Source organism: Methyloversatilis discipulorum, assembly GCF_018780585.1.
Taxonomy (GTDB): Bacteria; Pseudomonadota; Gammaproteobacteria; order Burkholderiales; family Rhodocyclaceae; genus Methyloversatilis; species Methyloversatilis discipulorum_B.
Genome location: NZ_JADMJL010000012.1, coordinates 64,004 through 89,081 on the forward strand (window position 1 = coordinate 64,004; position 25,078 = coordinate 89,081).

At 66.6% G+C, this 25,078-nt stretch carries 15 protein-coding genes; 13 read left to right on the forward strand and 2 right to left on the reverse strand.

Going from position 1 to position 25,078, the window contains the following annotated elements; all coding sequences use genetic code 11:
• Nucleotides 1-28: 28 nt before the first annotated feature.
• Entirely contained in the window at nucleotides 29-1,282 is a 1,254-nt protein-coding gene (locus IV112_RS04985; RefSeq protein ID WP_304001408.1) for an acyl-CoA dehydrogenase family protein, read from the reverse strand.
• An 82-nt stretch (nucleotides 1,283-1,364) separates the two neighbouring features.
• Nucleotides 1,365-3,605 carry a TonB-dependent receptor gene (locus tag IV112_RS04990; RefSeq protein ID WP_304001410.1) on the reverse strand — a complete coding sequence of 747 codons (2,241 nt, stop codon included), beginning with the start codon at nucleotides 3,603-3,605 and terminating at the stop codon, nucleotides 1,365-1,367.
• 361 nt (nucleotides 3,606-3,966) lie between these two features.
• Here IV112_RS04990 and IV112_RS04995 point away from each other — a divergent pair, with 361 nt between their 5' ends.
• From IV112_RS04995 to IV112_RS05055, 13 genes are all read left to right on the forward strand, one after another.
• Nucleotides 3,967-5,163, forward strand: coding sequence for an LLM class flavin-dependent oxidoreductase (locus IV112_RS04995; protein WP_304001411.1), 1,197 nt, complete (start codon nucleotides 3,967-3,969; stop codon nucleotides 5,161-5,163).
• Between the two features lie 306 nt (nucleotides 5,164-5,469).
• On the forward strand, nucleotides 5,470-8,097 hold the full coding sequence (locus IV112_RS05000; RefSeq protein WP_304001414.1) for a TonB-dependent receptor: 2,628 nt from the start codon (nucleotides 5,470-5,472) through the stop codon (nucleotides 8,095-8,097).
• Between the two features lie 42 nt (nucleotides 8,098-8,139).
• A complete protein-coding gene (locus IV112_RS05005) occupies nucleotides 8,140-9,336 on the forward strand; it encodes an LLM class flavin-dependent oxidoreductase (RefSeq protein WP_304001416.1) in 1,197 nt (398 codons plus the stop codon).
• Nucleotides 9,337-9,350: 14 nt separating this feature from the next.
• The gene (locus tag IV112_RS05010; RefSeq protein WP_304001418.1) at nucleotides 9,351-10,916 is read left to right on the forward strand and encodes an ABC transporter substrate-binding protein; all 1,566 of its coding nucleotides are present in this window, start codon (nucleotides 9,351-9,353) and stop codon (nucleotides 10,914-10,916) included.
• The gene (locus IV112_RS05015) at nucleotides 10,913-12,469 is read left to right on the forward strand and encodes an ABC transporter substrate-binding protein (RefSeq protein ID WP_304001420.1); all 1,557 of its coding nucleotides are present in this window, start codon (nucleotides 10,913-10,915) and stop codon (nucleotides 12,467-12,469) included. Before IV112_RS05010 ends, IV112_RS05015 begins: the two co-directional genes overlap by 4 nt.
• Before the next feature lie 431 nt (nucleotides 12,470-12,900).
• Nucleotides 12,901-14,451, forward strand: coding sequence for an ABC transporter substrate-binding protein (locus IV112_RS05020; RefSeq protein WP_304001422.1), 1,551 nt, complete (start codon nucleotides 12,901-12,903; stop codon nucleotides 14,449-14,451).
• The gene (locus IV112_RS05025; protein ID WP_304001424.1) at nucleotides 14,451-15,563 is read left to right on the forward strand and encodes an ABC transporter permease; all 1,113 of its coding nucleotides are present in this window, start codon (nucleotides 14,451-14,453) and stop codon (nucleotides 15,561-15,563) included. The genes IV112_RS05020 and IV112_RS05025 overlap by 1 nt, the downstream gene beginning before the upstream one ends.
• Nucleotides 15,560-16,420, forward strand: coding sequence for an ABC transporter permease (locus tag IV112_RS05030; RefSeq protein WP_304001426.1), 861 nt, complete (start codon nucleotides 15,560-15,562; stop codon nucleotides 16,418-16,420). Before IV112_RS05025 ends, IV112_RS05030 begins: the two co-directional genes overlap by 4 nt.
• A complete protein-coding gene (locus IV112_RS05035; RefSeq protein ID WP_304001428.1) occupies nucleotides 16,417-18,345 on the forward strand; it encodes a dipeptide ABC transporter ATP-binding protein in 1,929 nt (642 codons plus the stop codon). The genes IV112_RS05030 and IV112_RS05035 overlap by 4 nt, the downstream gene beginning before the upstream one ends.
• A 125-nt stretch (nucleotides 18,346-18,470) precedes the next feature.
• Nucleotides 18,471-19,742: an acyl-CoA dehydrogenase family protein gene (locus IV112_RS05040; RefSeq protein ID WP_304001430.1), complete on the forward strand. Its 1,272-nt coding sequence runs from the start codon at nucleotides 18,471-18,473 to the stop codon at nucleotides 19,740-19,742.
• 62 nt (nucleotides 19,743-19,804) lie between these two features.
• Nucleotides 19,805-22,285 carry a TonB-dependent receptor plug domain-containing protein gene (locus tag IV112_RS05045; protein ID WP_304001432.1) on the forward strand — a complete coding sequence of 827 codons (2,481 nt, stop codon included), beginning with the start codon at nucleotides 19,805-19,807 and terminating at the stop codon, nucleotides 22,283-22,285.
• A gap of 46 nt (nucleotides 22,286-22,331) precedes the next feature.
• Nucleotides 22,332-23,684, forward strand: a complete 1,353-nt coding sequence (locus IV112_RS05050; RefSeq protein ID WP_304001435.1) for a metal-dependent hydrolase family protein — start codon at nucleotides 22,332-22,334, stop codon at nucleotides 23,682-23,684.
• A 69-nt stretch (nucleotides 23,685-23,753) separates the two neighbouring features.
• The gene (locus IV112_RS05055) at nucleotides 23,754-25,046 is read left to right on the forward strand and encodes a lipase family protein (protein WP_304001437.1); all 1,293 of its coding nucleotides are present in this window, start codon (nucleotides 23,754-23,756) and stop codon (nucleotides 25,044-25,046) included.
• Nucleotides 25,047-25,078 lie beyond the last annotated feature (32 nt).

Below are 25,078 nucleotides of genomic sequence, written 5' to 3' on the forward strand. Positions count from 1 at the left end.
CGGCCTTCGGTCCGGTGCAACGACCGGATCAGACGCCCTGGCGTGCCTGGGTGATCTGGTTGTATTCGCCAGGATCCACGCCGTTCAGGTAGAAGTTGCCGACGTGCTGCAGGCGCCAGCGTATCGGATCGTGCGTGGTATGTACGCGGGCGTCGCGCCAGAAGCGATCGAGGTTCCACTTCTCCAGCGAGCTGCTCGCGCCGAGCAGCGAGAACAGGTCGCTGCCGATGAACAGGGATGCTTCATCCGACTTCGCGCGCGCCGTGGCTACGGCGAGGATCAGTTCGGTCGCCAGGTCGTGGTCGTCCGGCCGCGCATTGTGCTGGTCGAACACGTCGGCGGCGTAGCGCAGCGCGACTTCGGCGGTGCGCACGGCGACGGCGTACTGGCCGATGCGGTTGATGATGAGCGGCTCCTGGTTCGGATGCTCGACACCGCTCTCGACCCAGGCGCGCGAATGCGTGTTCAGGTAGTCGATGGCGGCGGCCAGCGCGCCGGCGGCGATGCCGGTGTCGATGGCGGCGTGCAGGATCTGCGGGAAGGTGAGGCCAGTGCGCGTCGGTGGGCCGCGGCGCGGCGACTGTATCGACGGGTCGACCTCGACATTGTCGAACAGGATGGTGCCGCTGACCGAATGGCGCTGGCCGAAGGCGTGCCAGTCGTCGAGCGCGGTCACGCCCGGCGCGTTGCGCGCCACCAGTGCGCCGCCCGGAGTGCCGTCGGCGCCGCGGGCGGACACGGAAATCCAGTCGGCGAGGTAGGAGCCGGTGGCATAGAACTTCGAGCCGTTCAGCCGCAGCTTTCCTTCGGCGTCGGTTTCAATCCGCGTCTTCTGGTCGAACTTGTTCTTGCCGCCAACTTCGGCCAGCGCGTTGCCCAGCCGCTTGCCGGCCAGCAGTTCGCGCGAGAAGAAGGCGCGGATGGATTCGTCGTCTGAGGTGACCAGCCCGCGTGCCATCACGTGATGGATCTGCAGGATCTGGCCGACGCCGCCGTCGGCGGACGAAACGATGCGCACGGTGTCGACGATGGTCTTGACCGAGGCGCCGAGGCCGCCGTGCTCGCGCGTGACGCAGATGCCGGTCAGGCCGGAAGTGGACAGCAGGTCGGCCTGGCGCACCGGAAGCTGTCGTTCGTTGGCCGGGTCGCGTGCGAGCTCGGCGATGATTTCGGCGGCCGCGTGCGCGGCGCGGATGGCTTCATCGTCACTCGTGATGACGGTGGCCGTGCCGCTGCGCGACTGCTGCGTGCCGGCGGCCGGGGGGACGGAAACGTGGCTCATCTGGAATCCTGATCGTGGGGTGGCGGAATGCCCTGTGCCAGCGACCTCCGGGCGTGGCAGTGCCGCGCCCGGAGTGGTGGCATCAGAAGCGCGTGGTGACCGTCAGGCCCACCGTGCGCGGCGAGCCGTAGGTGTGGATGAAGCGCCCGCTGCCGTTCGGGCCGTTGGGGCGCCCGTGGTTCTGGTAGAGCTCGTCGGTGATGTTGTCGACATAGCCGGTGACGCGGATCTTCTGATCCGGCGTCAGGTAGCTCAGACGCGCGTTGAAGAGGCTGAAGCCCTCCTGCGTCAGGTCCGGAAACTCGGTCTGGCTCTGCCGATCGACCAGGAAGTACTCGCGGCTGCGGTAGCTCGCGTCGGCCGCTGCGATCAGCCGGCCGCCGTTGGCGAGACCGAAGGTGTATTCGGCGCCGAGCGCGGCATTGAGCTTGGGCGAGCGGACGAACACATTGCCGGTGTTGGCGCCGAAATCGGTGTACTCGGTGTCGAGCAGACCGAGCGTGCCGCGCAGCACCAGCGCGTCGATCGGGCGCGCGGTCACGTCCAGTTCGAAGCCGGTCACCTTGCCCTTGGCACCGTTGGTCAGGGCCGACACGACGCCGATGCCGAACGGGTTCTGGATCAGCTGATTGACCTGGATATCGGAGTAGTCGTAGTAGAAGACGTTGGCATTGGCGAACAGGCGGCCGTTGAGCCACTCGGTCTTGACGCCGATCTCGTACGAATCCAGGAATTCCGGCTTCACCGTGCTGGCGGTGTCAAGGTTGCCGCCGATGCCGGTGTTGAAGCCGCCGGAGCGGAAGCCGCGGGCGTAGCGGAAGAAGGTCAGGATCTTGTCGGTCACGCGGTACTCGGGCGTGATGTCGAAGGTCCAGGCGCTCCAGGTGTCATCCGGGCTGCGCGTGCCGTTGGCCGTGGCCGCGCCGGACAGCACCGGATTGATCAGTGCGTCAGGGCGCCACCAGGGCAGCGTGTTGAAGCCGGTCGCCGTCTGGTAGGTCAGCAGGCTGATGTCCAGATCCTTCTTCTCGCGTGTCCAGCGCAGGCCGGCGGTGGTCGAGAACTTCTCGGTGAAGTCATAGGTGAGGTTGCCGAACAGCGCGAAGCTGCGGGTGTCGTGCGCGATCGTCGTCTGCTGGTAGCGCGGCGCACCTGTGGTCAGGTTGCTGGTGGCGGCGACCGAGTCGATGTCTTCCTGGAAGTAGTGGGCTCCGACGATCCAGCGCAGCAGTTCCTCCTTCGGCGAGGCGAGCCGGAATTCCTGCGATGCCTGTTCATACTTCGCGTCGCCGAAGGTGCGCTGGTCGGCGAGCGGGGCCACCGACGGCGTGTTGTCGCCGTCGGCGAAGGTCTTGTTCTTGATCGTGTCGAAGGCGGTGATCGACGTGAACTGATAGCCGCCGCCGAAGCGGTAGTTCAGCGTGGCCGAGGCGCCGTCGTGCTCGAGTTCGCTGCTGCCCGGATAGTTGGCTTCGAGGATGCGACCGGACGGGCGCTGATAGCCGCCTGCATAGGTGCCGATCGGTAGTGAGCCGTTGTTGCCGTCGCCGTCGTAAGTGCGCGAGTGAATCTTCAGCAGCGCGTCGAAGTCCTGCGTCGGCTTGAACAGGAACTGAAGACGATAAGCCTGCTTGTCGACGTCGCCGACCCGTTCGCCGAGCAGAGGGTTGCGCGTGAATCCGTCGCGTTCCTCGTTGTAGAAGGAGGCGCGTATTGCCAGCGTGTCCGACACCTTGCCGTTGACCGCGCCCTCGATGGTGCGCAGCTTCTTCGTGCCGGCACCCAGCGTGAGATAGCCGCCGTTCTCGAACACGGGTTTGTTGGACAGGATGTTCACCGCGCCGGCGGTGGTGTTCTTGCCGTATAGCGTGCCCTGCGGGCCGCGCAGCACTTCGATGCGGTTCAGGTCGAACAGCGCGACGCCGCCGGCGATCGGCGCATTCAGGTAGACGTCGTCGGCGTAGATGCCGGTCGGGAACACGGTGGCGACGCCGACGTCGCCGGTGCCCAGGCCGCGGATGTACCAGCGCGGGCGGGTGTCGCCGTCGGCCTTCTGTGCGGCGGCGTTCGGCACGAACTTGATCGCGTCGCCGAGGAAGGTGTCGCCGTTGCCGCCGAGGTCCTGGCCCTTGATCACCGACAGCGCGGCCGGTACTTCCTGCGCGGTCTGTTCGCGGCGTTGCGCGGTCACCACGAGTTTCTGCAATGCCGGTTCACCGGCATCGGCAGCGGTGTTCTGTGCGTTGTCTGTCGCCTGCTGCGCGTTGCCGACCAGCGGAAAGGCGAGCAGAAGCAGGGCGGGTAGTTTTTTTGGTTTGTGCATGGAGAGCTCAGTCCTGTCATGGGGTTTCATGTCCTGCACCGCGGAGGCCGACAAGCTCGGCGTGCGCGCAGGACGCGAAGCCTTCATTGCAGTTCTCGTGCCATGCCGAAAAACCGCCCGCATGACGGTCTCGGGGGTGAATCTGCGCAGAGGCACGCAGCGGGCGAGGTGCGCGGGTGGAAATTTCGGCAGCGCTGCCGACTTGGACGCACCGCTGGCGGTCGTGGACGCGAAGCAGGGGGGGGCACGCCTGCATGCGGCGTGGCGCTGTCATGAGCGCCGTGCCGGACTACGCAGCCAGTTGGCATGAATGCTGCTGAATGCGGGGTGCCCCACCATCATCTAAGGAAGTTGCCCCGATATGTCCATCAAGCTGCTCTGGTATCTCACCGCGCCCGACGGCCCTTATCCCTGGGATCCGAAAGGCCGCTGGAAAACCGATTTCCGTCATCTCGAACAGCTCGCGGTCACCATAGACCGCCTCGGCTACTACGGCGCGCTGCTCGGCACCAGCGCAAACGAAAGCCTGGTCGTCGCCTCTGCGCTCATTTCGGCGACCGAGCGCATGCGCTTCCTGGTGGCCCAGCATCCGGGCGAGCTGTCGCCGGCGGTACTGGCCAAGTACGCGCAGACCTTCGACGCTTTCTCGAATGGCCGCCTGCTGTTCAACGTGATAAACGGCAATGACGCTGGTCTGGCCGCTCTGGGCGTGCATTACCCGCACGACGAGCGCTACGACTTCAGCCGCGAGTACTGGGATGCCTTCCGCCGCGTCTACGCTGGCGACACCGGCGGCTACGACGGCAAGTTCGTGAAGCTGTCACCGCGCGCCAGCGGCCCGAGTCCGATGGGTACGTGGAACCCGCCGACCCAGTTGCCGGGCATTCCGCTGTGGGGCGCAGGCACCTCACCGGCCGGCGTGAAGCACTCGGTCGAACTGCTGGATGTCTATCTGAGCTTCGCCAATACGCCGCCGCTGCTCGGCGACAAGTTCCGCCGCGTCGGCGCAGAGGCGGCAAAAATCGGCCGCACGCTCGAATACGGCACCCGTCTGCAGGTGATCGTGCGCGAAACCGAAGAGGAGGCGTGGGCGCAGGCCGAGTGGTTCCTCAGCAAGTCGTCGATCGAGCATGCGCGCCGTTCCGCCGAGCGCCAGCTGCCGCCGGGCCAGACACTCGAGACCTTCCGTAGCGACAACCCCATCATCCAGAAGAACGTCGACACGCTGCTGTCCGGCAGGCTGCCCAGCGCGAGGGATCTGGAGATCTATCCGAACGTGTGGGTGGGGCCGGCCTGGTTCGGCTTCGACATCCTTGGTCCTTCGTCCGGCACGACGCTGGTGGGCAGTGCCGAGAATGTCGCGGCGCGCTTGCGCGAGTACGAAGCGCAGGGAACAGGGGCCTTCATCCTCTCCGGCTGGCCGTTGATCGACGAGGCGCACCGCGTTGCCGATCTTCTGTTCCCGCTGCTCGACCTCGATCACGGCTTCGACATTCCGTCTTTGGGCGTGCAGGCGAAGCCGCACCTGGCGACACCGCCGAGGGCTGCCGCCGCCTGATTGCCGCAGCTCCGGACTTGACGGCGCCCACCTGCATCAGGGGGCGCCGTTTTTCTTTGTGGTGCGGTGCCGAATTCACAACAGCCGGATGCCGACGGTTTTGCGCAGCCAGCGTGAACGGTGCCGAATATTCCGCAGCCGGTGATGGCTGCAGACGCCATAACCGTTTGTTGACGCGGGTTCTGAGGGTGGCATGGGTTCTGCTGATGAGTGTCCGGGTCCTGTCCAGGCAGGTAGGAAAACGCCGTCGTAGAGCGGCATGAATGCGGTCCGCCGAGGGGCGGATGCAGAGGAAAACGTCCGATCATGAACGACAACAGAGAGATTCCCGGGCGCATCAAGCCCTTGCCGGCGCTCATCGCCTCACTGGCCTTCGTGTCGACCGCGGCGGTTGCGCAGGCCACCGATGCAGTACCGAGCGCCGACGCGGTGCAGGACAGCGCGCTGCCCACCGTGACGGTCAAGGGCGCGAACCGCGTCAATGCCAACGACGTGCTGCCCAAGCGACCGCAGGGCGCGATCTACGGCACGGAAACATCGGTGGTGGATACGCCGCGGTCGGTCAACCTGATCAACGCGGAACAGATCGCCAGCGACCCGATACGCACGGCCGACGATCTGGTGAAGTACGCGCCCGGTGTCACCCGCGGCGGCGGCCAGAACGTGTCGATCGCGCCGCAGATCCGCGGTCAGAACACGGAGGTCTTCCAGGACGGACAGCGTGCCTACAACGTGCGCCATCCGACCAACTTCAACGCCTACGAGGGCGCCGACATCGTTGCCGGCCCGTCGTCCGTGGTGTTCGGCCCCAGCAGTTCGAGCGGCGGCTACATCAACTACCTGAGCAAGCTGCCGAACTTCGACAAGCCGGTCACCACGGTGAGCGGCCTGCTCGGCACCTGGGCGCCGCGCGGCGAGTCGTGGAAGCAGACGCGACTGACCTTCGATACCACGGCACCGATCAACGATCGCGCGGCCTATCGCGTCAGCATTACCGGCCAGCGTGCCGACGACTACTTCGACAACGTCAAGAACAACTTCAACGCCTTCTATGGCGCGCTGGCGTTCAAGCCGCGCAACGACCTGCGCATCGACTGGAACGCGAGCTACGACGACTACTACGATTTCAACGTGACCCACGGCTGGAACCGCGTGACCCAGCAGCTGGTGGACAGCGAGGGCAAGCAGTACGCGGCGGGCCGCGCGACACCGCTGGTCCGCATCGGCAATACGATTTACTCACCGGTTTACAACTCCGGCGGCGTCGCCGGCTGGCAGACCCGCACCCGCAATGCACAGGGTCAGTACGTCGCCAATCCGGGTCTCGTTGCACGACCCGGCGGTGCCGGCAGCGTGGTGGGATGGGTGTATGACCCGAATTCGCCGGGCAACGGGCTGGCCAGCATTTCGCCCGCCACGTCCGGTCGCGCCGAGGACCGAAACACGGCTACCCGCCTAACGTCGCAGCTGCGCGTGGCGTGGGACCTGTCGCCGAAATGGACGCTGCGCAACAGCAGCTTCTACGAGCGGTCCGCCGACACAGGGGATTCGGTCGGTTCCTTCTTGTCGCAGTTCGACGACAAGATTTTCGAGAACAGGGTCGAACTGCGTGGTCGTCACGCCTTCGACCTGGGCGGCGTCAAGGCGACCAACGACAGCAACACCGGCTTCACCTATCGGCGCGAGAGCTATTCGACCAAGGCGGCCAACAACAGCTTCAACATCAACCCCTACGATCTGACGCTGGATCCCAGCCTGAAGACCCCGGCCGGACTTTACGGCCTGCCGCTGCAGACAGGGGCATCGGGCTCGTGGATAGGTTCAACGCAGGCGCAGTCCGGAGCCAACCCAGCCAACATCGTCGTCAATTCGCCTTACTTCGGTCTGCTCAACATTCCTGCCATGTTCCCTGCCGGCAACGGACTGTATGCCGAGATCGGCGGCACACCGGGGGCGACCTACACCTCGGAAGGACGCTGGACCACGGTCAGCTTCTTCACCCAGCACAACCTGCTGTTCAACGAGCGCTTCGGTCTGAACATCGGCGGCAACGCAAGCTTCATCGACGCGCGCATCCGCAACCCCCTGGGCCCGGAACGCAAGGATTCGAACGGTTTCTACCTGCCAAGCTATCAGGCCAGCGCGTACTACAAGCCGACGCCCGACAGCTCGATCTACTTCACCATCGACCGTTCCACGGCACTGAACACGGGCGGCTTTGCCAACGTGCTCACCTGGGGCGGCCTGTCGGCTGCCGGCGATTACCGCAACCAGCTCAATCCGCTCGCCTTCGATTCCAAGAGCGAACTGAAGGAGCTGGGCGTCAAGGCCGATCTGATCCCGAACAAGCTGTACGCGTCTTTGGCGACCTTCTATCAGACGCGCGACACCGCGCCGGATACCAACGGCAACATGCACCAGCTGAAGGTGCGTGGCGTCGAATCGGCGATCCGCTTCCAGCCCGAGCGCAACATCAGTTCGGGTGTAAACCTGACCTGGCTCGACGCATGGTTCACGTCCATCGTGCCGGCCGGGTTCTCGCCCTTCGGCTTCTACGCCGACAACGCGACCGTGTGGGGCGACAGCAACCGGCTGAATGGCCGCACCGCGGGCCGCTACGACGCTGCGGGCATTCCCGCCTATTCGATCACCGGCTTCTTCGACTACCGCTTCGACAATGGCTTCGGCATCGAGGTGACCGCGTGGTGGACCAGCAAGTGGTACACCAATCTGAGCAAGACGGTGACGGTGCCCGATCAGTACAACGTCGACGTCGCGCTGCATTACCGCGCACCGAAATGGAATGCCGCACTTCGCTTCCTGAACGTGACCGACCAGGTGAATTTCTCCAACGGTCTGGCGGGCTCCACCAGCGAATTCCTGCAGCCGACTCGTCCCTTCAGCGTGCTGGCGACCTTCGCTTACTCGCTCTGATCAACACGTGCCGACACGTACAACGCAACGGAAGGAAAAATCATGGGCATCAAAGTTTTGTGGTATCTGACCGCGCCGGACGGCACCGTGCCGTGGGAACCGCACGGCCGCTGGGCGACCGGCCATGACCATCTGGTCCAGCTCGCGCAGTCCATCGACAAGCTGGGCTACTACGGCGCGCTGCTGGCCACCGGTGGCGACGAGGTGAATGTGCTGGCCTCGTCGGTCCTTACGGCCACCAAGCGGATGAAGTTCGTCGCCGCCATCTATCCCGGACTCATCCAGCCGTCCAAGCTGGCGCAGATCGCCCAGACCATCCAGCGCTTTTCCGGCGGACGCCTCGTCTACAACGCGGTCAATGGCAATGACGCCGGACTGGCGGCGCAGGGCGTGCATTACCCGCACGACGAGCGCTACGACTACAGCTGGGAATACTGGGACGCCTTCCGTCAGCAGTACGCAGGCAGCACCACCGGCTATGACGGCAAGTACATCAAGATCGCGCCGCGCCCGGCCATCGCCGCCGGCAGTACGCGCGGCGGCCCGGCGCCCGCCAGTCTCGGACACTTCCCGGTGTGGGGCGCCGGCACCTCGCCGGCCGGCGTGGCGCATTCGGTAAAGCTGCTCGATCTCTATCTCAGCTTTGCCGACACGCCGCAGCGCCTGGGTGACAAGTTCCGCCGGGTCGGCGCCGAGGCGGCCAAGCTGGGCCGCACACTGGAGTTCGGCACGCGGCTGCAGATCATCGTGCGCGAAACCGAGGAAGAGGCGTGGGAATACGCCCAGTACCTCGTCGATAACACCTCGGTCGAGTACGCCATCCAGTCCATCCAGCGCCAGCTGCCGCCGGGTGAAACCCTGGAGAGCTACAGGAGCGACAACCCGCAGGTGCAGAAGAACCTGGAGGCGATCAAGGCGGGCCGCCTGCCGCCGGCACGCGATTACGAGATCTATCCGAACATCTGGACCGGCCCGGCGCTGCACGGCTTCAACGTGCTCGGCCCGCTGTCCGGCACCACGCTGGTCGGCAGCGCGGAGAACGTGGCGGCGCGCATCCGCGAGTTCCAGGAGCAGGGCACCAGTGCCTTCATCCTGTCCGGCTGGCCCCTGATCGAGGAAGCGCACCGGGTGGCCGACCTGCTGTTCCCGCTGCTCGACCTCGATCACGGCTTCGAGGTGCCGGTACTCAACCCATCTCGCCGTCGCGACGTGACCACGTCGCTGCGCAGCGTCGCCTGAACACGGAGGCCCGCATGTTCGATCGCATCGACCGCCGTCGCTTCCTGACCGGATCCGCCGCCATCGGGGCATCGCTGCTCGTGGGCTGCGGCAAGGAAAGTGGGGAAATTGCTCCGCAACCGGCGACGTTCGATGCGCCGCCCCGGCACGGCGGCCGCCTGCGTCTGGGCATCATCGACGGTGACCAGGCGGGCACCCTCGATGTGCACAAGCCGACCAGTTCTGGCAGCATCATTCGCGGCTTTGCGCTGTACTCGAAACTGTGGGAGTGGAGCGCCGACATGACGCCTGTACTGGCGCTGGCCGAGGAGGCCGAAGTCAGTCCGGACGCCACGTCGTGGACATTGCGACTGAAACCGGGCCTGGAGTTTCATCACGGCAAGACCATTTCGGCCGATGACGTGGTGTTTTCCATCCTGCGGCTGACCGATCCGGAACTGGCTTCACCCTACGCCGGGCTGGTGTCGGCGGTCGACCGCAGTCGCGTGGTCAAGCTCGACGAGCGGACGGTGCGCGTGCATTTCAAGGAGGGTCGTGGCTTTGTCGCGCTGCCCGACACCTGGGTCAATTTCGGCGGCATCGTGCCCACCGACTACCACCCGGTCACCAACCCGGTCGGTGCCGGCCCCTACAGGCTGAAGGAATTCCTGCCCGGCCGGCGCTCGCTGTTCGTACGCTTCGACAACTACTTCAAGAACGGCAGGCCCTACGCGGACGAGCTCGAAATCATCGATTTCAAGGATCAGACCTCGCGTCTGGGCGCGCTGCAGAATGGCCAGATCGATCTCGCCAACGCGATCGCGCCGGAGCACGTGCCATTGCTGACCCGCGATCCGCGCGCTTCGGTGCTGGTGTCGGAAACCTATGGCTGGCAGTCCTTCGACATGAATCTGTCAAAGGCTCCTTTCGACGACGTAAGGGTACGTCAGGCCTTCAGGCTTCTCGTTGATCGCGAGGACCTGGTCAGGCGCGCGCTTAACGGGCAGGGACGCGTCGCCAACGACCTGTACTCTCCGCAGGACCCGGCCTTCAACCGCGACATTCCGCAGCGCACGCAGGACCTCGAACAGGCGCGTTCGCTGCTGAAGGCGGCTGGGCACGAGAACCTGACGGTGGACCTGATTGCCAACGCCGCCGGCACCAATGCGGCGCTGGTGTTCGCCGAGCAGGCGAAGCGTGCGGGCGTTACGCTGAACGTGAAGAAGGTCGATGCCGCCACCTTCGGCAGCCCGCAGCGGCTGCAGTGGCCGATCAGCACCGGCGGCACGCTGGGCCAGTCTTTCCTCTCTACCGCGCTGCACATCGATGCGCCGAGCGCGGTGTCGAACAAGACGCAGTTCTACGACAGCCGCTTCGGAGAGCTGTTCACGCAGGCGCTGGCGCAGCCGGACCTCGAACGGCGCCGTCCGCTGATCCACGAGGCGCAGCGCATCCAGCACGAGCGTGGCGGTCTGCTCATCTGGGGCTTCGCCAACACGCTGGACGGCATTTCTCGCCGGGTCGGCGGGGCCGAAGCCGAACATTCGCACTTCCCGACCTGGCGTTTCGACAAGCTGTGGCTGCGTGGGGACGCTGCATGAGTGCGGGCGGCGCTCGTCGCGCTTTCCTGCGTCAGGCGGCTGCGCTGGGCGGCGCTACGTTTCTGGCCGGCTGTGCGCCGGGCAGCGACCCCGCCGTCACGGCGATCGCGGGCGAGGACGGGCCGCGCCGCGGCGGCCGGTTGCGGCTGGGCATCGTCGATGGTGACCAGACCGGCAATCTCGACGCGCACAAGCCGGCCGGCATGGGCAGCATCATCCGCGGCTTCGCGCTGTACTCGAAGCTCTGGGAATGGAGCGCCGACATGACGCCGGCGCTGGCGTTGGCCGAAGAGACCGAGGTGAGCGCAGACGCGACCACCTGGACACTGCGGCTCCGGCCAGGTCTGGAGTTTCACCACGGCAAGACCATTTCCGCCGACGATCTGCTGTTCTCCATCCTGCGGCTCAGTGACCCGGCGCTCAATTCGCCCTACACCGCGCTGGTCGGCGCCATCGACCGCAGCCGCATCTACAAGCTCGACGAACGCACGGTGCGCCTGCACACGAAGGACGGACGCGGCTTCGTGCTGCTGCCGGACACCTGGGTCAACTTCGGTGGCATCGTGCCGACCGACTATCACCCGGTCACCAATCCGGTCGGCGCCGGGCCTTACCGGCTGAAGGAATTCCTGCCCGGGCGCCGCTCGCTGTTCGTGCGCTTCGACAACTACTTCAAGTCGGGCAAGCCTTACGCCGACGAGCTGGAAATCATCGACTTCAAGGACCAGACCGCGCGACTGGCAGCATTGCAGAACGGCCAGATCGACATGGCGAACGCGGTGGCGCCCGAACAGTCGCCGCTGATCACGCGCGATCCACGACTGTCGCTGCTGGTTTCGGAAACCTATGGCTGGCAGTCCTTCGACATGAACCTGTCGAAGCCGCCGTTCGACGACGTCCGTGTGCGTGAGGCCTTCCGGCTGATCGCCGATCGCGAAGAGCTGGTGAAGCGCGCGCTGAACGGGCAGGGCAGGGTTGCCAATGACCTGTATGCGCCGCAGGACCCGAACTACAACCGCGACATCCCGCAGCGTCCGCACGACGTCGAACGCGCCCGCGCACTGCTGCGTACCGCCGGCCACGAGGCGCTGTCGGTCGAACTGGTGACCGATACGGTGGGCAACAACGCGGCACTGGTGTTCGCCGAACAGGCGCGCCGTGCCGGCGTCACCGTGAACCTGCGCAAGGTGGACGCCGCGACCTTCACCGGCCCGCAGCGCAAGCTGTGGCAGATCAGCACCGGCTCATCGCTCGGCCGCTCCTGGCTGGCCACCGCCTTTTCTGTAGATTCGGATCAGGCGGTGGCCAACAAGACCCAGTTCCGCGATGCACGCTTCAACGAACTGTTCGACCAGGCGGTGCAGCTACCGGACGTCGAGGCGCGCCAACCGCTGGTGCATGAGGCACAGCGCATCCAGCACGAACGCGGCGGCCTGCTCATCTGGGGCTTCGCCAACACGCTGGACGCGCTGTCCACCCGGGTCGGCGGGGCCGAAGCCGAACACTCCCACTTCCCCACCTGGCGCTTCGAGAAGCTCTGGCTGAAAGCCTGACGCCTGCGCTTCCTCTCCGTGACCACCCGTCGCGATGCGCGCTTCTTTCACCGTCCTTGTCGCAATCACCACAGCATGACCCTCGATGCGCACATCCGCTCAAGCGGGTGTCGCAATCGCCGCTGCGCTTGTCCGGCGGTCCACATATGCGACGCCATGCGCACAAGGCGCTTGCAGATCGTATGCCGACGTGCGCTGCGGCCATCGAAGTTGACCCACGTCAAAACAAGCGCTTGCGTCGTCACCGCCGCCCACGGCGCGGCCCGATGCAAGCAGTCGGCAAAGCAAATCTGCATATGGATTCCAGCCGCTCACGGTGGCACAAGTCCTGCTAACCACGGCTACACGCCGCATGGACATGGATCTCTGCGGCATCGATACACAGATTCATACGGAAGGTCTCAATGAGTTTTCAAGCGCGGCGGTCATTCATGCGCGCCGGCCTCGCGGCCGGCGGTGGTCTTGTGCTGGGCGGCCTGCTGCCCGCGTGCTCCGAGGGCGGCAGGACCACAGAGGTGGCCTCTGGCGCGAACGGCGACGAGCCGCGTCGCGGTGGCACCGTCCGCTTCGGCGTGATCGAGGGCAGCCAGGCTGGCAACCTGGACGCACACAAGCCGGTGGGCAGCGGCGCCTTCCGCGGCTGGGCGCTTTACAGCAAGCTGTGGGAATGGGGCCTCGATGCCCGCCCCAAGCTCGCGCTGGCCGAAGAGGCCGAGGTAAATGCCGATGCCACCGAATGGACGATCCGCCTGCACAAGGATCTCGAGTTCCACCACGGCAAGACCATTTCCGCCGACGACGTCATCTTCTCGCTGCTGCGCCTGACCGACCCGCAGCTCGCGTCGCCGTATGCCGGCTACCTGTATTCGCTGCTGCGCAATGACGTGAAGAAGCTGGACGAGCGCACGGTGCGCATTCCGTTCGAGAAGGGCGCTGGCCTGGTGGCGCTGGCCGAGTGCTGGATGAGCTGGGGCGGCATCGTGCCGACCGACTACGACCCGGTGAACAATGTGGTCGGCGCGGGGCCCTACCGGCTCAAGAGCTTCACGCCGGGCCAGCGCTCGGTGTTCACCCGATTCGACAACTACTTCAAGTCCGGCCAGCCGTATTTCGACGAGGTCGAGATTCTCGACTTCAGTGACCAGACCGGCCGCCTGCAGGCGCTGCAGGCCGGTCAGATCGATATCGCTCCGAACCTGCCGTTCGAACAGCAGGCCTTCCTGAAGGCCGATCCGCGCTTCGAGGTGGTGTCGTCCGAGACGGACGTGTGGCACTCGTTCGACATGAACCTGGAAAAGGCGCCTTTTGACGACCCGCGCGTGCGCAAAGCATTCCGCCTGATCGCCGACCGTGAGGAACTGGTAGCGCGCGTGCTGCAGGGACAGGGGAGGGTGGCCAACGACCTCTATTCGCCGAGCGACCCCGCCTTCAACCACGACATTCCGCAGCGCCGGCAGGATCTGGCCGAAGCAACCCGTCTGCTGAAGGAAGCCGGTCACGGCAACGGGCTGGATGTCGAGCTGGTCACGTCAGGCGGCGCCGGCGCGAACGCGGCGCTGGTGTTCGCCCAACAGGCGAAGAAGGCTGGCGTGAACGTGACGGTGAGCAAGGTCGATGGCTCCATCTTCACCGGCCCGAAGCGTAACGACTGGACCTTCAGCACGGGCGGCAGCGTATCGCGCCCCTTCCTGCTTACGGTGCAGCAGCACGACGGCCCTCGCGCGGTCGGCAACAAGACCCACTTCAAGGATCCTCGCTTCGCCGAACTGATCACGCAGGCGCTGGGTCAGCCGGATCTCGACAGGCGCCGCGCGCTGGTCGGCGAGGCGCAGCGCATCCAGCATGAAAGCGGCGGCATGCTCATCTGGGGCTATTCCAACGTGCTCGACGCAGTGTCGAAGGATATCGGCGGCGTCACACCCGATCGCACCGGCTTCGCCGGCTGGCGCACCGATCGCATCTGGCGCCGGAGCATCGCGTGATGACGACGCTGTCCATAGGTCCGCAGCACCTGTTGCCGCAACTGCGACGCACGGCCGCCGCGCTGCGTGCGCGCGCGCCGGCCTGGCTGCCTTGGTTCATCGGCCGCCTGCTGTCCGGTGTCGGCGTCGTGCTGGTTATTTCATTCATCGTGTTCGGCGCGACGCAGGCACTGCCTTCCGATCCGGCCCGCATGATTCTCGGCCCGGAGGCACCCGAACACACGATCGAGACGCTGCGTCGCCAGCTCGGCCTGGATCGCCCGCTGGTGCTGCAGTACGTCGATTGGGCCGGGCAGGTGGTGTCGGGCAATCTGGGGCGATCCATCGATTCCAATGTGCCGGTCGCCGAACTGATGGCCGGGCGTTTCGCCAACTCTCTGACGCTGACGCTGGCCGTCGCGGCGGTGGCCTTCCCGCTCGCGCTGGTGCTGGGCATCGCACTCGCCCTGCGCCGCGACAGCCTGTTCGACCGGGCCGTGCTGTCCTCGGTCGTGCTGTTCAAGGCGGTCCCCGGCTTCGTCATCGGCATCTGCCTGGTGATGATCTTCTCCACCTCGGTGTTCAACATCCTGCCCGCTGCTTCGCTGCTCGATCCGGCACTGCCGGCATGGCGGCAGCCGCAATACCTGATCCTGCCGACGGCGACGCTGGCACTGTCGGTGGCCACCTATCTGCTGCGCCTAGTGCGTGCCTCGATGATCGAAGCGATGGACTCGGAGTACGTGACGGCTGCCCGCCTGCGTGGCGTGCCGGAGCGCCGCATCATCTGGCGGCACGCGGTGCCGAACGCGCTCATCCCTGCGATCCAGGGCGTGGCGATGACCTTTCGCGTGCTGTTCGGCGGCGCGGTGCTGGCCGAAGTCATCTTCAGCTACCCGGGCATCGGCAATACGCTGAATGCCGCGATAGAAATGCGCGATCTGCCGCTGATCCAGGGCATCGTCCTGGTCGTCACCGTGGGCGTCGTCGCGATCAATCTCGCGGCCGACCTGATCACCGTGCTTCTTACACCGCGCCTGCGAACTGCGACCCGCATCCGTGCCCGTTCGCCCGGTCTGCGCAACGCTGCGTCGCTGTGGCGCACCGGCAAGAGCTGGAGGGTGTCGGTATGAGTCGGCCGCCGTCGTCGTTCCGCAAGCCGAACCCGCTGCTCGACCTGCTGCGCGCTCGTCAGGTTCGTTTCGGACTGGTGCTCAGCGTACTGGTTGTCGCGTTCGCCCTGCTGGGGCCGCTGTTCGCACCGCACGCGCCGACCGATCTGGTCGGCATCACCTACGGTCCGCCCTCGCTCGACGCGCCGCTCGGTCACGACTACATAGGGCACGACGTGTGGTCCCGCGTGCTGGCCGGCGGCGTATCGGTGGTCTGGATGTCGCTCGTCTCAGCCGTGCTGGCGCTGACAGCCGGCACCGCGCTCGGGTTGCTGGCGGCGTTTGCGCGGCGGCGCGTCGACCAGACCATCGTCTGGTTCACCGACGTGTTCCTCGCTTTTCCCGATCTCATCCTGGTGCTTCTCATCGTGTCCATGCTCGGTCGTGAGCACTGGATCATCGTGCTCACCGTAGCCGTCGCCTTCGCGCCGGGCGTGGTGCGGCTGTCGCGCGGCATCGCGCTGGGCGTGGTGAACCAGGAATTCGTCGAGGCGGCCGAAATGATGGGTTACCCGCGCGGTCGCATCCTGTTCCGCGAAATCCTGCCCAGCATCCTGACGCCGCTGCTGGTGCATCTCGGAATCATGCTCACCTGGGCCATCGGCATGCTGTCGGGCCTGGCCTTCCTCGGCTACGGCGTCGCGCCGCCGGCTGCCGACTGGGGACTGATGATCAACGAGAACCGGGCCGGGCTGCTGATACAGCCGGCTGCCGTGTTCGGCCCGGTGCTGCTGATCGCGCTGTTCGCACTGGGCACCAACCTGCTCGCCGAGGGCGTCGGGCGGGTCACTTCGCGGATCGAGGAGAAAACGACGTGAGCGCGATTGCAGTGGACCGACCGGTGTTCCGGCAGACCGATCTTCATTACGGCGGTGCGGTCGATCACGCAGGGGCGGGCAGGGCGTGTGACGGTGTCGTCCCGCAGGCGGCATCCGCGCGGCTGAGCGTACGCGGTTTGCGGGTGCAGATTGCCGGCGGGGTCGATGTGGTGTCGGACGTCAGCTTCGACGTCGCCGCCGGTCGCATCGTGGGTCTGGTCGGTGAATCCGGTTCCGGCAAGACGACCGTAGCGTCTGCGCTGCTGGGGCACGTGCGCCACGGTGCACGCATCGTCGAGGGTCGTATCGAGGTGGCGGGTACCGATCTGCTGTCTCTGCCGGAGAGCGCACTGCGGGCCGTCCGGGGCCGCGTGGTTGCCCATGTAGCGCAGGACCCCGCGACCACGCTCAATCCCCTGCTGCGCATCGGCACCCATATGCACGAGGTGCTGGAGGTGCACGAGCCTGCACTCGGCCGGCGCGAGCGCGAGGCGCGCATTCTGGAGGTGTTCGCCGAGGTCGGGCTGCCGGCGGAGTCCGGCTTCCTCAAGCGCTTTCCGCACCAGCTGTCCGGCGGCCAGCAGCAACGCGTGCTGCTGGCGCAGGCCTTCGTGCTGAAGCCGCAGCTCATCGTGCTGGATGAGCCGACCACCGCGCTCGACGTGAGCACGCAGGCAAAGGTGCTGACAACCATACGCACGCTGTGCGGCCAGCACGGTGTGGCGGCCGTCTATGTGTCGCACGATCTGGCGGTGGTGCGGGAACTGGTCGATGACGTGATCGTGCTGTACGCCGGCCGCATCGTCGAAGCCGCGCCGCTGACGGCCCTGTTCGCGGCCCCGGCCCACCCCTACAGCCAGGGATTGCTGGCCGCCATTCCCGACGTGGCCGAGCGGCGCGCGCTGCAGCCAATTCCGGGACAGGCGCCTGCCCCGGGCACGCGCCCGGCGGGATGCGCCTTCGCGCCGCGCTGCCCGCTGCGCAGCGATGCATGCGCCATGCAAGTGCCCGGGCTCGTCCGCGTCGGGGCACAGCAGCGGGCCGCCTGCCTGCGTCTCGACGCCGGTCCCGCCTTCCGCATCGAGCCGGCCGGGGCGGCTCGCGCAGTGGTGCGCTCGTCCGGTGACGCCTTGCTCGAAGTCGCGCAGATCGATGCCTGGTACGGTGAACGTCAGGTGTTGCACAACGTCGCACTGAGTCTTGACGCAGGCGAATGCGTGGCGGTGGTCGGTGAGTCCGGCTCGGGCAAGACCACGCTGGCGCGGGCGCTCGCCGGCTTGGGCGAGCACGCGAACGGCACCGTGCGCTATCGCGGCAAGGCCCTGTCGCTGCGCGCGCGCGAACGATCTCCGGATGTGCGTCACCAGATCCAGTACATCTTCCAGAACCCGTACCGCGCGCTGAATCCGCGCCATACGGTGGGCGACACGCTGATCACCGCCGTGCGGCACTTCTTCGCCGTTGATCGGGCCGAGGCGCGAAGGCGGGCGGAGGCGGTGCTGGCGCGGGTGTCGCTGCAGCCGACGCTGCTGGACGCCTATCCGCGCGAGCTGTCGGGCGGTGAGCGCCAGCGCGTCGCCATCGCGCGTGCGCTGGTGTGCGAGCCTCAGCTGCTGATATGCGACGAGATCACATCGGCGCTCGACGTGTCGGTGCAGGCGACCATCCTGGCGCTGCTGCGCGAGCTGCAGGCCGGCGGGCTGTCCATCCTGTTCGTCACGCACGACCTCGGTGTCGTGCGCGCGCTGGCTGACCGCGTGGTCGTGCTGCGCGACGGCCGTGTGGTCGAGCACGGCGCGGTGGACGACGTGCTGGATCACCCGTTCGCCGCCTACACGCGACAGCTCGTCGATCACTCACCCAGCCTGATCGAGCGTGCGCAGCGTCCGGACAAGGCGCCAAGGATAGTCCGCTACGCGCGCTGACGCTGGCGGCTCGCCCGCGTAAATCCCCGATCACCCCTGCCCATGGCCGTGCCGGAAACGCACGCCAGGGGCGGGCTTCGGCTCCCGATTCGCGAAGCCGGAAGAAATAACAAAAGGAATCAATGATGTCGTCGAAGCATGAAAGGACCGCGGCCGGCGTACGCCGGCTGCGCAGCGAAGCGGAAGCGCTCGATGCTGCAGCCGAGGCGGCGGAAGAAATCGAGACCATTGCGCGCGATCCGGCGAACAACGGCACGATTCCTCGCCGCCAGGCGGGTCTGCTGTCGGAACACGGGCTGACCGCCATCGGTGTGCCGCGCGCCTTCGGCGGCCTTGGCGCCTCGGTGGCGACTGTGGTCGAGACGGTGCGTGTCGTATCGGTTGCCGACGGCGGCGTCGGCCAGATACTGCAGATTCACAACGTCATGCTGCGTGGCCTCTTCAACGGTTTCGCCGACGACGTGCGCGACCGGCTGGTGCAGGACGTGCTGGCCGGCCGGCGGCTGGGCAATGCGCTGGCCGAAACCGGCGGCAAGAAGCGCAAGACCAGCATCACCCGCGTCGAACGCCAGCCGGACGGCCGATTGTTGCTGAACGGCCGCAAGATTTTCGCCACCGGTGCCTACCTCGCCGAGTGGGTGTCGGTCAGCGCCGATTCCGACGATGGCCCGGTGAATGTACTGGTGCATCGCGATACGCCGGGGCTGACGCTGCACGACGACTGGCATGCCTTCGGGCAGACGAATTCGGTCAGCGGCTCGATCACCTTCGACCAGGTCGTGGTCGACGAGCGCTTCGTGCCGCGGCGCGGCTCCGACAGCAGCTTGCCCGGACGAACAGGCCTGACCTGGCCGCAGATCCTGCACGCCGCAATCGACACCGGCATTGCCCGCGGTGCGCTGCAGGCCGCCACCCGCTACCTGCGCGATGAGGCGCGACCGTGGGTGGATTCGGACGTCGATGTGGCGGCGCAGGAGCATCACATCATCAAGCGCATCGGCGAGTACGCCGTCGCCGTGCGTGCCGCCGAATCGCTGCTGAAGGACGCGGCGCACCTGTTCGACCGGCACAAGGCCGAGCCGGATGACAAGCCGCTGCAGGACGAACTGATCCTCGCTGTCGCCTCTGCGCGCGCCCAGTCCGACTACGCCTCGCTGTTCGTCGCCAGCGACATGTTCTCGCTGCTCGGCGCCAGCGCCTCTTACACGAAGTGGAACCTCGACCGCTTCTGGCGCAACGCCCGCGTGCACACCACGCACGACCCGATCCGCTGGCGGCTGCACCACGTCGGTAACTACTACCTGAACGACGTCGACCCGGTCGAGTACGGCGCCGCCCAGCGCCAGGCGCGTCAGCAGCGCCTGCAGCAGGCGGAGGCCGGTCGCCGCGTCGCGTGAGCTCGCACACCTTCACCCGCATCCGCATTTACCCACTCGATCACATACAGAGAGGCTCGTTCATGATCGTTCTTCACCGCTTCAAGCTGGCAAGGACCAGCGCACTCGTCGCCGGCGCACTGGCGAGTCTGAGCAGCGGCATCCAGGCGCAGGACGCGACGGCGGACGCGACGTCCGCCGGCCCGCTCGACGCCGTCGTCGTCACCGGTACGCGACGTAGCAACACCACCAGCCTTCAGGCGTCGGCACCGGTCGACGTCATCAGCGGCAAGGATCTGGAGGCGACCGGCGCTGCCGATCTGTCGCGCGCGCTGATCAGCCTGTCGCCGTCGGCCACCTTTCCGTCGACGCCCAATGGTTCCTTCGCCTCGTCGATCCCGTCCGGCGCCTCGCTGCGTGGGCTGTCCGCCGACCAGGTATTGGTGCTGGTCAACGGCAAGCGCCGCCACGTCGGCGCCAACTTCACGCGCCAGGCACTGGCCGGTGGCCGCGGGTCGGCCGCGGTCGACCTCAGCCTGATCCCGGTGGCGGCCATCGAGCGCGTCGAAATCCTGCGTGATGGAGCCGCTGCTCAGTACGGTTCCGACGCCATTGCCGGCGTCATCAACATCGTCCTGAAGGGGCGCGACAACGGCGGCGCGATCGGCTATCGCTACGGCGAGTACGGCAACGGTTACGGCGGCGAACAGCACACGCTCAGCGGCTGGAAGGGCATTTCGCTGGCCAATGACGGCTTCCTGACGCTGAGCTTCGACGCCGGTGTGCGCGACTTCGCGAACAACACCAACCCCGACGTCCGGCTCGCCGACGACCATCCGTACAAGGACTGGAAGTTTGGAGCGCCCAAGGTGAAGGACCAGTTCAATCTGCTGGCCAATGCCGAAGTGCCGGTGAATGCCGACCTTTCGTTGTACGCCTTCGCCACGCTGTCGCGGCGCGAAAGCGTCGGCGAGGGCTTCTACGAATCGAACACCGCGAACTCGACGCTGGTGCGCTCCGCCGCCTTCCAGCAGCGCTACCCATTCGGCCGCATTCCGATCACCGTCTACGAGCTGGAGGACGCTGCACTCAATGTCGGTGCGCGTTTCGGCGACAAGGACCTCGGCCGCTTCGACCTGTACGCAAACCTGGGTCAGAACACGGTCAAGTCGATTGACAGGAACGGCCTGAATCCCAGTTACGGTATCGATTCGCCCTCCACCTACGACACCGGCGAACGCAGGAACACGCAGGCCAATCTCGGCCTTGACTACGTACGCGACCTGACGGTGGACGCCTTCGCCGGGCCGCTGACCCTGTCCGCCGGGCTGGCCTACCGCTGGGAGGAGTACGACCTGAGCGCCGGCGATCCCATCGCCTATACGCGCGGCCCGTTCTATCAGGTCGGGGCGCCGGGCGTGGCGGTGCCTGAGATCTATTCGGGCATCACCGATCAGGACGCACGCACCATTTCGCGCAACGTGGTGGGTGGCTACGTTGGCTTTGAGAGCAATGTGACCGAGAAGCTCAACCTGGGGCTGGCCCTGCGCTCCGAGCATTACTCGGACTTCGGTGGCACCACGACCGGCAAGGGTTCGCTGCGCTACGATTTCACGCCGGAATTCGCAGTGCGGACGACCGCCAGCACGGGCTATCGCGCGCCCTCCATCGTGCAGCTCGGCTACTCCGCCTTCAGCGTGCAGACCGCCAATATCGGCGGCGTGTTCACCGACGTCCAGCAGCGCACGCTGCTGCCGGGCAGCCCGATCGCGGAGCTGCTGGGCGGCAAGGCGCTGAAGCCGGAAGAGTCGGAGAACGTTTCGCTAGGCTTCGTCTGGCGGCCGGTGAGCAATGCCTCGCTCACCTTTGACGCCTACCAGATCGACATCAAGAACCGCGTGCTGCTGTCGGAGAACCTGTCCACCACGACGATTCCCGCACTGGCACCCATCCTGGCGCCTTTCGGCATCAACAACGCGGCCTTCTTCACCAATGTGCTCGATACCCGCACGCGCGGCTTCGAGCTGTCGGGCAAGTACCGGCTCGAACTGCAGAGCCGGGGTCGCCTCGATCTGAGCGCCGGCTTCGCGGCGACCGACACCGAAATCACCAAGGCGCGTGACGTAGTGACGCCGAACGGCACGGTGATTCCGAGCGCGCGCATCGTCGGCCGCGCCACCCGCGGGCTGGTCGAGGACATCACACCGAACAACAAGCTCACGCTGGGGGCCGTGTGGCGCATCGCGCAGTGGGAAATCAGTTCGGCGGCCCGTCGCTACGGCAAATGGACGAGCCGTGCCACGCTGCCGGTGGATGATCAGACCTTCGACGTGCAATGGGTGTTCGACCTCGACGTCGCCTACCACTTCAGCGGCCCGCTCAAAGGACTGAAGGCCTCGGTCGGCGCGATCAACCTTTTCGACAGCTACCCGGACAAGACCCGGCGGCTGCTCAACAGCAGCGGCGCACTGGCCAGTGTGGGCGGGGTGACCAAGTACAGCTTCAACGCGCCCGAGGGCGGCCTTGGCGCCTTCTACTACACCAGCCTGAACTACAGCTTCTGATCCACATGCATTCGGCCACCTGTGCGTGGCCGGACGGAGGACCCCGATGAAACGACTGCTTGCCGCGCTCCTTGCATCCGGCGTGTTCGCATCCCCGGCGCCGGCCGCCGCCGAGGCGCCCCGTACCGCCTACCGAGCGGCGAAGCTGCTCGATGTGGACAGCGGCCGCTATGTGTACGACCCGGTCATCGTGGTCGAGGGTGGTCGCATCGTCCGCGTGGGCAGCGGCCTCGCCGTGCCTGACGGCATTCCACTGGTCGACTTCGGCGACGCCATCCTGCTGCCCGGACTGATCGATGCCCACGTCCACCTGGGCGGCGGACCGGACGCCGCGACGCGTTCGCAGACTCGCAATGTGCTGCACGCCGCGCGAGCGGCGCAGCACAGCCTGTACGCCGGCTTCACGACCTTGCGCAGCATGGGCGGGCCGGCCTATTCGGTCATCGCGCTGCGCGATGCGATCAACGACGGCGACATCGTCGGGCCGCGCATTCTCGACGCCGGTGCGCTGGTTGCGGTGACCGGTGGCCATTGTTCGGGGCCGCGCGTCTATCGGCCGGAAATCGCGTCGACCGCCGAGGGCGTGGCCGACGGTCCGGACGAACTGCGCAGGACCACGCGCAAGCTCATCAAGTACGGGGCGGACTTCATCAAGGCATGCATCACTGGGGGCTTCGTGTCCGGCACCGATCCCAACCAGGTGCAGTTCGCCGAGGACGAGGTGAGGGCGGTGATCGATACGGCGCACGGTCTAGGTCGCAAAGTGGCCATCCACGCGCACGGCGCCGACGGCATCCGACTTGCGGCGCGGCTGGGCGCGGACTCGATCGAGCACGGCACGCTGATCGACGACGAGGGCATTGCCGCGGTGAAGAAAGGCAGCGTGTTCATCGTGCCGACGGTCAAGGTGATGGCGAGCTCGGTCGAGAAGGCGAAGAAGGCCGGGGCTTCGGAGGGCACGCTGGCCGCGCTGGCGGCTGCCCGCGACGCGCAGAAGCGGAATCTTGCGAAGGCGTACGCGCGGGGCGTGGTGTTCGCCTTCGGCACCGACTTCACGCAGGACGGCAGCAACGCCACCGAGTTCTCCGCGCTGCTCGAGCTCGGACTCACTCCCTTGCAGGCGATCCAGACCGCCACCGTGCATGCCGCGCAATTGCTCGGCCTGTCGGAGCGCATCGGCAAGGTGGCGCCGGGCTACTTCGCCGACTTCATCGCGGTGCAGGACGACCCGCTGCGCAACGTGCGCGCTCTGGAAAAAGTGGTGGTCGTGGTGAAGAACGGCGAGCTGGTGCGCAACGACCTGGCGCCGACGCCGCTGCTGCGCCGCGCGGCGCTGGCTGCGACCGGGGAGAGCGCTGATCGAGAAGACCACGGCCACAGCCACGATCACGCGCACTGAACGTTCCATGACCCGTCATCCCGCCGGCGACAGGGCCGCCGGTGTTTTCCATCCATAGAGGACGCATCCATGCACCACTCCGATTCATCATCCCGCGCGCTGACCCGTAAGCTGGTCGCAGGCGCGCTTGCTCTCGCGCTGTCGGCCGGACTGTCCGCCGCCCCCGGTACCCGCGCGCCTGCGCCCGATCCGCTGCAGGGCGACGGCCGGGTGTCCGACTTCTATGTCTGGAAGGACGTCATTCCGGCCACGCCGGGCAAGCTGCTGCGCAGCGAGCCGCTGCCGCCATCGCTCGGTCTGGCCGGCACCGCGAAGCAGTTGCGCATCCTGTACACCTCGACCAGTGGCTTCGACGGAAGGACCCCCATTGTCGTGTCCGGTGCGCTGTTCGTTCCGGCCGGCACGCCGCCGGCCGGCGGCTGGCCGGTGCTCGCGTGGGGCCATGGCACGGTCGGTCTGGCCGACATCTGCGCGCCGTCCTGGGCAGGTCGTTCCTACCGCGATGTGCGCTACCTGCAGCGCTGGTTGGCCGAAGGCTATGCAATCGTGGCCAGCGACTACGAAGGCCTGGGCGTTGCGGGCCCGCACCCGCTGATCAACGTGCCGTCGCTGGCCTACTCTATCCTCGACAGCGCGCGCGCTGTGGTGCGCGAGGTGCCGGGGCTGGCAAACAAGGTGCTCATCGTCGGCCAGTCGCAGGGCGGCATCGGTGCCTTCGCGGCGGCGGCTCACCAGCCCGGCTACGCGCCGGAACTGGGCGTGAAGGGCACGGTGGCCACCGGCGTCATCTACCGCAGCAACAATCCGGCGACCTCGGGCAACGCGACGCCGCGCAATCCGCACAAGGTGGATGACGCGCTGTCCTACGGCTTCTACGGCTTCATCGTCGACCAGCAGCACGAGCCGTCGTTGCAGGCGGGCGATGTATTCACCGAGTTCGCCGCGCCGGTGGTCGATCAGGCGCGCAACGTGTGTCTGTCCCAACTGATGGGCGACGTGGTCGGCGCCGGCCTGACGCTGGCCAATACCCGCAAGCCGGAGGGCGAGGTCGGCGAGCGCTACCGGCGCTACCAGCAGGGCGCCGACGAACGGGCCCGCCGCTACAGCGTGTATCCGACGCTGAAGCTGAACCACCCGGTGTTCATCGGCACCGGCGCCGAGGATGTCACGCCGTCAGCGATCAGCCAGCTGGCGCTGATGCGCGACGCATGCGCCGCCGGCACCGTGGTCGAAGGTCATCTGTACGCCGGGCTGGGTCACAGCGCGACGGTGAATGGATCGCTGAAGGATTCGATCCCGTTCGCGAGGAAGGTGATCGCCGGCGAGCAGGTCACGCCGGTGTGCGCACCGGTGCTGGAGTAGTCTGAAGGCAGGCGGAGTGCGGTCGGGGCCGA

What these genes read in the sequence shown, in the direction of transcription:
- IV112_RS05010 (WP_304001418.1), top strand. Translation starts at nt 9,351, where the DNA reads ATGTTCGATCGCATCGACCGCCGTCGCTTCCTGACCGGATCCGCCGCC.
- IV112_RS05020 (WP_304001422.1), top strand. Translation starts at nt 12,901, where the DNA reads ATGCGCGCCGGCCTCGCGGCCGGCGGTGGTCTTGTGCTGGGCGGCCTG.
- IV112_RS05040 (WP_304001430.1), top strand. Translation starts at nt 18,471, where the DNA reads ATGTCGTCGAAGCATGAAAGGACCGCGGCCGGCGTACGCCGGCTGCGC.
- IV112_RS05025 (WP_304001424.1), top strand. Translation starts at nt 14,451, where the DNA reads ATGACGACGCTGTCCATAGGTCCGCAGCACCTGTTGCCGCAACTGCGA.
- IV112_RS05055 (WP_304001437.1), top strand. Translation starts at nt 23,754, where the DNA reads ATGCACCACTCCGATTCATCATCCCGCGCGCTGACCCGTAAGCTGGTC.
- IV112_RS05030 (WP_304001426.1), top strand. Translation starts at nt 15,560, where the DNA reads ATGAGTCGGCCGCCGTCGTCGTTCCGCAAGCCGAACCCGCTGCTCGAC.
- IV112_RS05005 (WP_304001416.1), top strand. Translation starts at nt 8,140, where the DNA reads ATGGGCATCAAAGTTTTGTGGTATCTGACCGCGCCGGACGGCACCGTG.
- IV112_RS05045 (WP_304001432.1), top strand. Translation starts at nt 19,805, where the DNA reads ATGATCGTTCTTCACCGCTTCAAGCTGGCAAGGACCAGCGCACTCGTC.
- IV112_RS05015 (WP_304001420.1), top strand. Translation starts at nt 10,913, where the DNA reads ATGAGTGCGGGCGGCGCTCGTCGCGCTTTCCTGCGTCAGGCGGCTGCG.
- IV112_RS05050 (WP_304001435.1), top strand. Translation starts at nt 22,332, where the DNA reads ATGAAACGACTGCTTGCCGCGCTCCTTGCATCCGGCGTGTTCGCATCC.
- IV112_RS05000 (WP_304001414.1), top strand. Translation starts at nt 5,470, where the DNA reads ATGAACGACAACAGAGAGATTCCCGGGCGCATCAAGCCCTTGCCGGCG.
- IV112_RS04990 (WP_304001410.1), bottom strand. Translation starts at nt 3,605, where the DNA reads ATGCACAAACCAAAAAAACTACCCGCCCTGCTTCTGCTCGCCTTTCCG.
- IV112_RS04985 (WP_304001408.1), bottom strand. Translation starts at nt 1,282, where the DNA reads ATGAGCCACGTTTCCGTCCCCCCGGCCGCCGGCACGCAGCAGTCGCGC.
- IV112_RS04995 (WP_304001411.1), top strand. Translation starts at nt 3,967, where the DNA reads ATGTCCATCAAGCTGCTCTGGTATCTCACCGCGCCCGACGGCCCTTAT.